We start from the raw sequence: 12,519 nt of genomic DNA on the forward strand, positions 1-12,519 counted from the left end.
CTAACATTGTCATTTCATATTATTTCGTTACAATGTTTGGCTACTCACAAATGGGGCATCTGTATTTGCTTCTATGTGGGTATCTTTATTATGCATATATCTCCGGTCAACATACTCGTTGACTGACAAACATATATTAAACATTTTCATGTGTTGCTTGGTGTGCAACACCACTGTAAAGGACAAATAATGCCAATTATTACTCTTCCTGACGGTAGTCAGCGTCAATTTGACAACCCTGTATCAACTCTAGATGTTGCCCTATCAATCGGTCCTGGTCTTGCGAAAGCAACCATTGCTGGTCGTGTAGACGGCGAGCGTGTTGATGCTTGTGATCTTATCGAAAACGATGCAAGCCTAGAAATCATCACAGCTAAAGATGAAGTTGATGGCCTTGAGATCGTTCGTCACTCTTGTGCTCACCTTTTAGGCCACGCGGTTAAGCAGCTTTTTCCAGAAGCGAAAATGGCGATCGGTCCTACCATCGATAACGGTTTCTACTACGATATCGACCTTGAGCACTCTCTAACGCAAGAAGATCTAGAAAAGATCGAAAAGCGCATGAAAGAGCTAGCGAAGACCAAGTACCAGGTTGTTAAGAAGAAAGTTAGCTGGCAGGAAGCGCGCGACGCATTCGAAGCTCGCGGCGAAACTTACAAGATTGAAATCTTGGACGAGAACGTTTCTAAAGACGATCGTCCAGGTCTGTACCACCACGAAGAATACATCGATATGTGTCGTGGTCCACACGTGCCTAACATGAGCTTCTGCCAGCACTTCACTCTACTTAACGTAGCGGGTGCTTACTGGCGTGGTAACAGTGACAACAAGATGCTTCAACGTATCTACGGCACTGCATTCCACGACAAGAAGGCGCTTAAAGCTCACCTTGTGCGCCTAGAAGAAGCGGCTAAACGTGACCACCGTAAAATCGGTAAAGCGCTTGACCTATTCCACATGCAGCAAGAAGCACCAGGCATGGTGTTCTGGCACCACAACGGTTGGACTATCTTCCGTGAGCTAGAAGTATTTATTCGTCAGAAACTGACTGAGTACGAATACCAAGAAGTTAAAGGCCCATTAATGATGGACCGTGTTCTTTGGGAACGCTCTGGTCACTGGGATAAGTACGCAGAAGCAATGTTCACTACTTCTTCAGAAAACCGTGAATACGCTATCAAGCCAATGAACTGTCCTGGTCACGTTCAAATCTTCAACCAAGGTTTGAAATCTTACCGTGATCTACCGCTACGTATGGCTGAGTTTGGCTCATGTCACCGTAACGAGCCGTCTGGCGCACTTCACGGCATCATGCGTGTTCGTGGCTTCACTCAAGATGATGCTCACGTATTCTGTACTGAAGACCAAGTTCAACAAGAAGTTAAAGCTTGTATTGATATGGTTTACGATACTTACACAACTTTCGGTTTCGAAAACATTGTTGTTAAGCTATCTACTCGTCCAGAACAGCGTGTAGGTTCAGACGAAATGTGGGACCGTGCAGAGGCTGACCTTAAGCAAGCGCTAGAAGCATTAGAGATTGCATACGAGATTCAAGAAGGCGAGGGTGCGTTCTACGGACCTAAGATTGAATTTACTTTGCATGATTGTTTGGACCGCGCATGGCAATGTGGTACAGTGCAGCTCGATTTTGCATTACCAGAACGTTTAGGTGCTACTTACGTAGGTGAAGATAACGAGCGTCACACGCCAGTTATGATCCACCGCGCGATTTTAGGTTCACTAGAACGCTTCATCGGTATTCTTATTGAAGAATACGCTGGTTTCTTCCCAACGTGGTTGGCGCCAGAACAAGCAGTTGTAATGGGCATTACAGACAAACAGTCTGAATATGTACAAGAAATTACGAAAAAACTGCAAAAAAGTGGATTTAGAGTCAAAGCAGACTTGAGAAATGAGAAGATTGGCTTTAAAATCCGCGAACATACTTTGAAACGTGTACCGTTCATGCTTGTGTGTGGTGACCAAGAAATGGAAGCCGGCGAAATTGCAGTACGTACACGTAAAGGTAAAGACCTTGGCAAGTTTAAAGTGGATGACTTTATTTCATACATCCAAGCTGAGGTTTCAAGCCGTAAGCTCAATCTGGAGGAATAGCTATTAAAGGCGGAAGACGTGGCCAACAACCGGCCAAACAAAACCAGCACCGTTTAAACGGTGACATTCGTGGCGTTCGTGAAGTGCGTCTAACTGGCGCTGACGGCGAAGCTGTTGGTGTGGTTTCAATCGCTGAAGCGATGGAAGCTGCAAATGAAGCTGGTATGGATCTTGTAGAGATCAGCCCTAACGCCGAGCCGCCAGTTTGTCGTGTGATGGACTACGGTAAGTTCCTCTTCGAGAAGAGCAAAGCTGCGAAAGAGCAGAAGAAGAAGCAAAAACAGGTTCAGATTAAGGAAGTTAAATTCCGTCCTGGAACTGATATTGGAGACTATCAGGTAAAACTACGCAACCTGACTGGTTTCCTAGAAGACGGCAACAAAGTGAAGGTAACAATTCGCTTCCGTGGCCGCGAAATGGCTCACCAAGACATCGGTGTTGACGTTCTTAATCGTTTGAAAGCGGATACTGAAGAATTTGCAGTAGTCGAATCTTTCCCAACGAGAATTGAAGGTCGCCAGATGATCATGGTATTGGCCCCTAAAAAGAAGTAATTAACGGCTTTGCAAGTAATTGAACCCTGCAGCCTCAGGTTGCGGGGTTTTATTCGCCCTAATTACTATGTTATTAACAACTCAACAATGCGGAGTTATTCATCATGCCTAAGATGAAAACCAACAAAGGTGCTGCTAAGCGTTTCCAGAAAACTGCTGGTGGTATTAAGTTTAAGCACGCTGGTAAACGTCACATCCTGACTAAGCGTACTACTAAGAACAAGCGTCAGCTACGTCCGAACTCGATCCTTCCTAAATGTGAAGTTGCTCAAGTTCTACGTATGATGCCATACGCTTAATTCTTTTTAGTTTATAAATTCGTTTAGTTTAGGAGAAGCATAATGCCTCGCGTAAAACGTGGTGTACAAGCTCGTGCACGTCATAAGAAAGTTCTAAAACAAGCTAAAGGTTACTACGGAGCACGTTCACGTGTTTACCGCGTAGCTTTCCAAGCAGTTACCAAAGCTGGTCAATACGCTTACCGTGACCGTCGCAACAAGAAACGTCAATTCCGTCAACTTTGGATTGCACGTATCAACGCGGCATCTCGTCAAAATGGTCTATCTTACAGCCGTTTCATCAACGGTCTTAAGAAAGCATCTATCGAGATCGATCGTAAGATTCTTGCTGACATCGCAGTATTCGACAAAGCAGCATTTGCTGTTCTAGTTGAAAAAGCGAAAGCATCTCTATAATTTAGAGTTAGCTTAAAGGTTTAAGAAAAGGAGAACTTCGGTTCTCCTTTTTTATTGCCTGTAATTTAGCTCTGCCGTATTCTCTCGCATCTCGCATCTCGCATCTCGCATCTCGCATCTCGCATCTCGCATCTCGCATCTCGCATCTCGCATCTCGCATCTCGCATCTCGCATCTCGCACCTAATTTTTATTCGCTTGAACAAGCATTCTGGTATATAAACATCTACCTAACCTTTCAATGTTAAGCGATAGAGATAAATGACCGCACCTACCACTATGACGTTCTTCGAACGTTTTGAAACCGATATCCTTTCAGGCAAAAAGACGATTACTATTCGTGATGAATCTGAGCGCGATTACCAGCCAGGCAGCGTTGTGGAAGTATCAACACTAGAGCAAGGACGTGTGTTCTGTAATCTTAAGATCATCAGCGTTGAGCCAATCTTGTTTGATGAACTGGGCGAGTTCCATGCCCAGCAAGAGAATATGACATTGGAAGTTCTGAAGGGCGTAATTCAAGACATCTACCCTGGGATCTCTGAGCTTTATGTTGTCTCTTATGAGTTGGTAGCTTAAGTCTTATTAGCTAGGGATGGCGATTAATGAGTGATAACCAACAGACACTGCTTCAACTTTACTGCCGCGAACAGCAAGAGCAAAAGTTATTGGATAAACACGACTTAGACAGTGACCTGAGCGAGAGCGCTGATTATTTAAAGTGGTGCGAGAGCAAAAGAAACTTTGTTGCAGAGGATGTCTTAGGGCGTACTTGGGTAAAAAGTTGTCCTGCAGGGTACATTACTGAGGTTCACTTTCATTCGGATGGTAGCCTAACGGAATACCGTTTGTTTGACCGGTTTGAAACTCAAGGTCATTGGTTGCTGAAAGGCGGGTTGCTGCACGTTGAAATCAGCAAAGGTGACAATCGTTACCAGTTTGATGTGGTTGCGTGTAAAGACTTGAATATCCACTCAGCGGTGGAATATAAAAACCAAGAGCTTCACTCTTATCTTAAGCTTGTTCAGGTGGAAGCTAGTTAACTCGGTTTGACTCATCAAAGTCCAAAAGCAAAAAAGCTAACGGCAAACGTTAGCTTTTTTCATTTCTATCGAACCTTGATTGACTACTTGGGCTTGGTAGCGCTTATGCGTGATAGTTTTCAAGTTTCTTGTACAGTTCTGAATCTATGTCGTCAGTAGAGCAAACCGTTAATAGGTCTTCAATAAAGTACTTGAGAGCGCGAGCTTCGATGCGTCGAATCCCCTGTTGCTGCTCTTCTGTTAGGTAACCGTAGATAGTCGCCGCGCCAAAATCGCCAAAGATCATTTGGCCTTGTTCATTGACTAGGGTGTTGTGTGCATACAAGTCACCGTGACAAACCTTGTTGTCGTGTAGGTGATTAAATACATCAATCATCTGAGCAACGATGTTGTCGATTTGCGCGATCGGAAGTTCGAAACCTTCTGGGAAAGTATCACGCGTGCAAGTCTCGAGTGTTGGTGGTAGCCCTAGGTTGTAGTAGCTGCTTGGAATGAGTTCCATCACCAAAGCTCGGTAATCTTGTTCCTCTACTTGGGCGATAGATTTTACCAAGTTGCTGTGGTGACCAGCTTGAAGGCACGCTTCCAGTTCATCATGTGGGTAGCCGTCACTGGTGACTTCGCCTTTAAACACTTTAACCGCCACTTCCTGTGGAAAATCAAAGTCACTGTTGAGCCAGCTTGCATGAGAGATCACGCCAGATGCGCCTTGGCCAAGAACTTGATTTAGCGAGTAGCTTTGAGAGCTAACCGCAGGCACGCTATCTAAGCTGCTAGGGTGTTTGCAAAATGGGTTACCCGCAAACGCTAGCCAGGCCAGTTTTGGTAGCTTAATAAGGAACTCAGGAAATTCTGTCAGTTGGTTTGCAGACAATCGAACCAGTTCAAGGTTGGATAGGTTTTCCATACTCTCAGGTAAAGTACGAAGTTGGTTGCCTGCGAGTGCCAGTTTTTGCAGTCGTGGTCTTTCACCTAGTGAGTTAGGCAGAACCTCGATGGCATTGTCGGTCAGGATCAACCAGCGCAATTGAGCGGGTAGGGACTCTTCGCTCACGGTTTTGATTTGGTTGGTCTTAAAGCCAACCATTTCAATCTTAGGAAGCGAACCGAGAACATCAGGAAGGTGCGTGAACAGGTTATTCGACGCAAAGATAATACGCAGGTTAGTCAGCTGTGTTAACTCTTGTGGAAGCTCAGACAGCTGATTTCCTGAAAGATCCAGAATCTCTAGTGATTCAGCGAGCTCTAAGATCTCTAGTGGAAACTCGGTGAGACCTTCTGACAGCTTTAAGCGCTTAATACCTTTTAGTTGCCCTGATTTCAATTGTTCTAGAGTATGCAAACCTTAGCCTTATGAATAGATGTTCGAGGCGCGTAGTGTACTTGTCTCAATCGAGAAAGGCGAGCACCGGAACGATGCTCGCCTAACTAAGCGCATTGAACGAATTGACGACGTTTAAAGCTGTATGTGATTTTGGCTGACACCGACCTCCTCAACAAAATCAGCATCATGACTGACTAGGACGAACGCGCCTTGATATTCACGCAAAGCCGACGCCAGTATTTGTTTTGAGTCGATGTCCAGGTGATTGTCTGGTTCATCGAGAATTAATATGTCGTGATTCGATGTAAATAAGCGATGAAGTTGCAAGAGGGCAAGTTGGCCACCGCTTAATGTGTTGCACGGTGTAGTTAACTCACTGGTTATTTTCAATGTAGCTAAAAACTGATGAGTGGTTTCTTGTAAATCCCAATCGTCACCAACGATATTGAAGTGCTGAATTTCGCAGCTACCTTGTTCGATGGCTTGCAAGGCATTGAGCTTTTCAGTGATACCTAAAAAGTCAGCAATGTTGATTTCGCTATCCAAAAACTCTGAAGGTAATTGTGAGTAAAAGCCGATCGAACCTTGTCTGGAAACACTGCCTGATGTTGGATGTGTTTGCCCGGTGAGTAGTGAAAGTAGCAATGACTTTCCAGCCCCATTTCTTCCAACTAGGCCTGTAAGGCGCGTGTTCAGATTTAAGGTGATGTCTTTGAATAACCACTCACCAGTATCGAGCTGAAATGAGAGATTATTGGCTAATATAGTCGGCATTAAAATACCTCCCTTTACGTGTAAACGAGTAAAAGGGGTGAGGCGCTTTTATACATAGACTCCAATGTAGGAATCTAACAATAGATCGCCAAAGACGTTACTTAGGTAGATGACCAATCAAAAATAGAAAACTTGTGATGAGGTGATTTCTGTCTTTGAGGTACAGTTCTGCAAGATTCAGTTTGTCAAAAGACGGATCTTTAAGAACTTGATTTGTCGCGAAAATAAATGACGAAGTAACGCCCACTAACCCCGAGTGTCCAAATAATTTTTATAAAAATAAATCGGATGTCAGGATGTTAGTACTTCATTATGGCGTTATTCTCTTTTGAAATGATGGTGGGATGTTACTGAAAGAGGGTGCTTAAAGTCAATATGGTGACCTGATTAAAATGCATCCAAATAATTAAAGCGCCTATATAACCCTGAGATAACCATGAGGCGCTTTAGAGTGTTCTTTGAAAGCAGTAGCTTCTAAGAGTGTGGAGATTACAGGTTTTGTCCGCCGACAGCTCGCCAACACATATCAAAGCTATCATTGATGTACTTGGCTGATTGCTCTTGCGACAACTCGTCCTGCTCGATTAGCCAGTTTGCACAAATCAAAAAATGGCTGTGGATGAAGTGTCTAACAAGATTAATGTCTAACACCATTAACTCACCAGCCTCTTGTCCTTTCAGTACGATGTCATCGAGTGATGCGAACATCTGCGACACAATGACTTCACGAGTTTGAGTCGTTGGGTCAAAATGAACATTAGTGAAGAACTTCATGGCGACAGGGTTTTCTAACGCCCAATCAATCCCTGTCATCCACATGAACTTAAAGGCTTGATAGCGGTTTTGTTCAGCGATTTCTGTATGCTGGTCTAGGGTAGAAAATAGCTCTATTTTCAGTTCACGAAACAGTTCATCAATCAGTAGAGATTTGTTCTCAAAGTGATGAAACAGCGTCGCTTTTGCTACACCTGCGGTCTTCGCTATCTGCCCAGTAGATGTGCCCTCTAACCCTTGTTGAGAGAAGAGTAGGAGCGCAGCATCTAGGATTTTTTGCCTTTTTGTAATCATCGATTCAGTACTTTGAACATCATTTTTTTGATTGGGTTGTTATATGGAGGGTGCATCAACTTAGTGAAGTTGATCTTGCCTCGAGTCAACACGGTTTTCGCATGGCTAAAGGTCTTGAAGCCTTCAATGCCGTGGTAGTGTCCCATGCCTGAAGGGCCAATACCACCAAACGGTGCGTCTTCTGCTGCCACATGTACCAGAGAGTCGTTAATACAAACGCCACCTGAGTGTGTTTCAGATAAGAACAGCTCTTGAGTCTGTTTGTCGTGACTCATTAGGTACAACGCAAGTGGACGTTCTCTTGTTGTGATGTAGCTAATTGCTTCTTCAATAGAATCATAAGGCACGATAGGCAGAACGGGGCCAAACAACTCTTCTTGCATCGCGATCATGTCGTCGTTCACTTCGGTTAGAAGGTGCGGTGTCATTCTGTGGTTCACGTCGTCTTGTGCCTGCTCGGTGACAGTGTGTATCACAGCACCTTTTGACTTCGCATCTTCAACCACACCTTTTAGTCGATTGTACTGGCGCATGTTAACCACTGAGGTTAAGTCTTTGCTCTCAATTCCTGCTTTATAGAGCTTCTTGAAGTAGCGCTTGTAAGCGGTGATAAATGCATCGACCTTCTCTCGTGGCAATAAGATGTAATCCGGTGCGACACAGATTTGACCTGCGTTTAAGCTCTTGGCAAACAGGATGCGTTCAACCGCGTCTGCGACATCGAAATCTGGTGCGATGATGGTTGGAGACTTACCGCCAAGTTCAAGTGTCACTGGCGTTAGGTTAGCAGCGGCAGCTTTCATCACGTGCTTACCAACAGCGGTTGAGCCTGTGAACAGGATATGGTCAAACGCTAGCTGGCTGAATTTAGCGGACACATCTGCTTCACCTTCGATGATCGCAACTTGATCTTCACTGAAGCCTTCGGCCAACATTGCTTTTAAAACACGGTTGGTCGCAGGAGTAAACTCAGACATCTTGAGCATTGCGGTATTACCTGCCGCCAACGCTGTGATGAGAGGGCCCAAAGCGAGCATTACTGGGAAGTTCCAAGGAACAATAATGCCGACAACACCCACTGGCTGATAGTGAACGGTTATCTTCGCTGGGGTTAGCATCAAACCAGCTTTACGGCGTGAAGGTTTCAACCACTTCTTAAGGTTTTTCGCACTGTAATTGATCTGGTGTAGGGAAGGAGTGATGTCAGCAATTAAGCTGTCGTGCTTTGCTCGATGGCCATAATCTTCAGATACCGCTTCAATTAACTGCTCTTGATAACGCATTAATAGTTTTTTCAATACTGAGAGATCATTTCGTCTCTGCTCGAGTGTTGGATTAACGTTGTTACTGTAGTGATCTTGTTGTCGGTTGAATATTTGATCCATGTCGTTGGTGCTCGACGTGTTTGGTTCAAGGTCTAGATTATGGCTCATAGTATCCCCTAAATTCGAAGGCTGACCGATTGGTTGGTCAGTTAAAATTACAAGAAGATCGAATCGAATACAAGGTATGCGCGAGAAAAGTTTAATAATTGAGCGGTTCCAACTTTGAAGTGAGTGATTTTGGGTTGGAAGAGGTGAGGCATTAATCGGCGTTGAATCGCGGGATATAAGCTGTGTTGGTGAGAGCGAGAGTTCAGACAAGGAAGTGCGCATATTTGTCACAACCCTGACTTAACATCACCAAATTAACTTGGGATTTTAGGTGTGATTGCTATTTTATTCACCTGATTTTTTTGTTAGAAAGTGCTTTAAATTTAATGCGCTCCCGCCTGATTTTTAGCCTAAAACCTTGTAATTCCTTACCTGTCACTTTAAGTCGATCTGTCGATAAAAAAACGTAATCGTAACCACAAATATCAATGGTTGGACTCACTCTTCATAATATCGGTTAATGCAGCCAACAAATCGTTTTCGAGCGTTTTTTGTTGGGTTATACCTCGCTATTCCAAAGAGGTATCTTCTGTCGATGGCCCTATAGTGTGAGGTCTCTAGAATTGGAAAATTCGGTTAATTTGGAACGCATCCGTGCTGAGTATAATGTAAAGCACTGGAGCCAAGGTTTTTATGGAATTGATGACAACGGTGAGGTGTATGTTTCACCGAGCGAAACGGATCATCAAGTTCCCCTAAGTAAGATCGTAAAACAGTTAGAGCAAAGAAATATTGGTTTACCTGCTCTTGTGCGTTTTCCTCAAATAGTGCATCAACGTGTGCACAATATCTGTAACGCATTTAACCAAGCGATCGACGAATATCAGTACGACAATCGTTACCTACTTGTTTATCCGATTAAAGTTAACCAGCAAAAAGAAGTGGTTGATGAGATCTTAGCGAGCCAAGCTCAGTTAGAGCAAAAGCAGCTAGGACTAGAGGCGGGCAGCAAACCTGAGCTATTGGCAGTATTGGCGCTGGCTCAAAAAGCGAGCTCTGTGATCGTGTGTAACGGCTACAAAGATAGAGAATACATCCGTCTTGCGCTGATTGGCGAGAAGCTAGGACACAAAGTATTTATCGTTCTAGAGAAACTGTCTGAGCTTGATCTTGTTCTTTCTGAAGCGAAAGCATTGGGCGTGAAACCTCGTTTGGGTTTACGTATCCGTCTTGCTTCTCAAGGCGCGGGTAAATGGCAAGCAAGTGGTGGTGAGAAGTCGAAGTTTGGCTTGTCTGCATCACAAGTGCTTACCGTTATCGAACGTTTGAAAGCAGAAGACCAACTGGATGTTCTAGAGCTCGTACACTTCCACCTAGGTTCGCAAATGGCGAACATTCGCGACGTACGCAACGGTGTGAGTGAAGCGGCTCGTTTCTACTGTGAACTGCGTGATATTGGCGCTCAACTGAAGTTCTTAGATGTTGGTGGTGGTTTAGCAGTCGATTACGACGGCACACGTAGCCAATCTTCAAACTCAATGAACTACGGCCTGCTTGAGTACGCTCGTAACATCGTGATGACGGTAGGAGACATTTGTAAGCTCTACAATCAGCCACAACCTGTGATTATTTCAGAATCTGGTCGCTCATTGACAGCGCACCATGCTGTGTTGATCACCAACGTGATTGGTACTGAAAGCTACTCGCCGGAAGACATGGCTGCGCCAGAAGCTGAAGCTCCAATGTTGCTAAACAACATGTGGAAGAACTTCTTAGAGCTCGATGCTGGTAATGATGATCGTGCGTTGATTGAGATCTACAACGACACTCAGAGCGATATTGCAGAAGCGCACAACCAATTTGCAACAGGCATGCTGAATCTTCAGCATCGTGCTTGGGCAGAGCAAATGTCTTTGCGTATTAACTACGAGCTTAGCACTCGCATGAGCACTAAGAACCGTTACCACCGTCCAATTTTGGATGAGTTGAGCGAGCGTTTAGCGGATAAGTTCTTCGTGAACTTCTCACTATTCCAGTCATTGCCAGACGCTTGGGGTATTGATCAGGTGTTCCCTGTATTGCCACTAAGCGGTTTAGACAATGCGGATGAGCGTCGTGCTGTAGTGTTGGACATCACCTGTGACTCTGACGGTACGATTGACCAGTATGTTGATGGTCAAGGCATTGAAACTACGTTGCCAGTGCCGGCATGGAACCCAGATGAACCATACCTAATGGGCTTCTTCCTAGTAGGCGCATACCAAGAGATCTTGGGTGATATGCATAACCTATTTGGTGACACGCACAGTGTAGTGGTGAATGTTGATGAAGGCGGTCAAGCGAATATCGACTACATCAATGAAGGCGATACAGTTGAAGACATGATGCGTTATGTTCACATCGATACGGATCTGATTCGTCAGAATTACAAAGATTTGGTCACGGCGAAAGTACCAGCACAAGAGCAACAAAGCGTACTTGAAGAGTTAGAGCAAGGCTTGATGGGTTACACCTATCTTGAGGATTTTTAATGAACGATCTATTTACCAAACCAGATTACTCTCTGTACTCCAACGCGATGACGTTTATGCGTCGTCCATTGGTACAGAACCCAATTGATAACGATGCTGATGTGGTTGTGTTGGGCGCGCCGTTAGATATGGCAACGTCGGGTCGTCCGGGCGCTCGCATGGGCCCTGATGCGATTCGTCGTGCGTCGGTAAACTTGGCGTGGGAAGGTAAGAAATTCCCGTGGGACTTCAATGTACTTGAACATACCTCAGTGATTGATGCTGGCGACCTTGTGTTTGATTGCGGTGACGCAGAAGACCTAACTCAGCGTTTGGAAGCAGCAGCTGACGCGATTCTAAATAGTGGTAAAACTCTGTTAGGTTTAGGTGGCGATCACTTCATTACACTGCCTTTACTACGTGCGTATGGTAAGAAGTACGGTGAGATGGCGTTGATTCACTTCGACGCACATACTGACACCTACAACCAAGGCAGCCGTTACGACCACGGCACCATGTTCTACCATGCACCAAACGAAGGTCTTATCTCGCCTGAGCATTCAGTGCAAATTGGTATCCGTACCGAGTATAAACAGGAAGGTCACGGCTTCAACGTAATCAATGCGATGCAAGCGAATGACATGAGTGTGGACGAGATAATTGATCAAGTGAAAGGTATTGTTGGTGATAAGCCAGTTTACCTAACCTTTGATATCGATTGTCTGGACCCTGCTTTTGCTCCGGGTACTGGTACGCCAGTGTGTGGTGGTTTGAACTCAGATAAAGTTCTGAAAATCATCCGTGGCCTGCAAGGCATCAATATGGTTGGTATGGACGTTGTAGAAGTTTCTCCAGCGTATGACCAAAGTGAGATTACCGCTTTGGCTGGCGCGACGATTGCGCTTGAATTACTTTATGTTTGGACGGCGAATCGCCTCGCTAAATCATAATATTTTACAACTAAATGCATAACGCTGCATACTGATTCAAAAGCCCACCAGGTTTAACTTGGTGGGCTTTTTTGTTTATCACTTCCAGAAAAGAACCTGTGACCAAATTGAA

The 12,519-nt window shown here is 44.7% G+C and carries 11 protein-coding genes and 1 pseudogene; 8 read left to right on the forward strand and 4 right to left on the reverse strand.

Features of this window, described 5'->3' with window-relative positions; translation table 11 throughout:
• Nucleotides 1-189 precede the first annotated feature (189 nt).
• From thrS to L1D22_RS13225, 6 genes are all read left to right on the forward strand, one after another.
• On the forward strand, nucleotides 190-2,118 hold the full coding sequence (gene thrS, locus L1D22_RS13200) for a threonine--tRNA ligase (protein WP_176681003.1): 1,929 nt from the start codon (nucleotides 190-192) through the stop codon (nucleotides 2,116-2,118).
• Between the two features lie 2 nt (nucleotides 2,119-2,120).
• The gene (infC, locus tag L1D22_RS13205) at nucleotides 2,121-2,672 is read left to right on the forward strand and encodes a translation initiation factor IF-3 (RefSeq protein WP_080566530.1); all 552 of its coding nucleotides are present in this window, start codon (nucleotides 2,121-2,123) and stop codon (nucleotides 2,670-2,672) included.
• Between the two features lie 104 nt (nucleotides 2,673-2,776).
• The gene (rpmI, locus tag L1D22_RS13210; protein WP_004738430.1) at nucleotides 2,777-2,971 is read left to right on the forward strand and encodes a 50S ribosomal protein L35; all 195 of its coding nucleotides are present in this window, start codon (nucleotides 2,777-2,779) and stop codon (nucleotides 2,969-2,971) included.
• A gap of 42 nt (nucleotides 2,972-3,013) precedes the next feature.
• Entirely contained in the window at nucleotides 3,014-3,367 is a 354-nt protein-coding gene (rplT, locus tag L1D22_RS13215; RefSeq protein WP_004733517.1) for a 50S ribosomal protein L20, read from the forward strand.
• Between the two features lie 259 nt (nucleotides 3,368-3,626).
• Nucleotides 3,627-3,944, forward strand: coding sequence for a N(4)-acetylcytidine aminohydrolase (yqfB, locus tag L1D22_RS13220; RefSeq protein ID WP_017630814.1), 318 nt, complete (start codon nucleotides 3,627-3,629; stop codon nucleotides 3,942-3,944).
• 26 nt (nucleotides 3,945-3,970) lie between these two features.
• Entirely contained in the window at nucleotides 3,971-4,408 is a 438-nt protein-coding gene (locus L1D22_RS13225) for a hypothetical protein (RefSeq protein ID WP_239830137.1), read from the forward strand.
• 103 nt (nucleotides 4,409-4,511) lie between these two features.
• Here L1D22_RS13225 and L1D22_RS13230 read toward each other — a convergent pair whose 3' ends face one another.
• From L1D22_RS13230 to L1D22_RS13245, 4 genes and pseudogenes are all read right to left on the reverse strand, one after another.
• On the reverse strand, nucleotides 4,512-5,750 hold the full coding sequence (locus L1D22_RS13230; RefSeq protein WP_239830138.1) for a leucine-rich repeat-containing protein kinase family protein: 1,239 nt from the start codon (nucleotides 5,748-5,750) through the stop codon (nucleotides 4,512-4,514).
• 165 nt (nucleotides 5,751-5,915) lie between these two features.
• Nucleotides 5,916-6,506: pseudogene (locus L1D22_RS13235) on the reverse strand (ATP-binding cassette domain-containing protein); the annotation flags it as partial.
• 489 nt (nucleotides 6,507-6,995) lie between these two features.
• Complete coding sequence (locus tag L1D22_RS13240; RefSeq protein ID WP_239830139.1) at nucleotides 6,996-7,574, reverse strand: TetR/AcrR family transcriptional regulator; 579 nt, start codon at nucleotides 7,572-7,574, stop codon at nucleotides 6,996-6,998.
• Entirely contained in the window at nucleotides 7,571-9,007 is a 1,437-nt protein-coding gene (locus L1D22_RS13245) for a coniferyl aldehyde dehydrogenase (protein WP_239830140.1), read from the reverse strand. Before L1D22_RS13245 ends, L1D22_RS13240 begins: the two co-directional genes overlap by 4 nt.
• Before the next feature lie 548 nt (nucleotides 9,008-9,555).
• On the opposite strand from L1D22_RS13245, the gene speA reads away from it, so the two are divergent.
• Together speA and speB are read left to right on the forward strand one after the other, a co-directional pair.
• Nucleotides 9,556-11,478 carry an arginine decarboxylase gene (gene speA, locus L1D22_RS13250; RefSeq protein WP_345772809.1) on the forward strand — a complete coding sequence of 641 codons (1,923 nt, stop codon included), beginning with the start codon at nucleotides 9,556-9,558 and terminating at the stop codon, nucleotides 11,476-11,478.
• Complete coding sequence (gene speB / locus L1D22_RS13255; RefSeq protein WP_239830141.1) at nucleotides 11,478-12,407, forward strand: agmatinase; 930 nt, start codon at nucleotides 11,478-11,480, stop codon at nucleotides 12,405-12,407. Before speA ends, speB begins: the two co-directional genes overlap by 1 nt.
• Nucleotides 12,408-12,519: the final 112 nt, after the last annotated feature.

Source organism: Vibrio sp. Isolate34 (assembly GCF_022397915.1).
Taxonomy (GTDB): domain Bacteria; phylum Pseudomonadota; class Gammaproteobacteria; order Enterobacterales; family Vibrionaceae; genus Vibrio.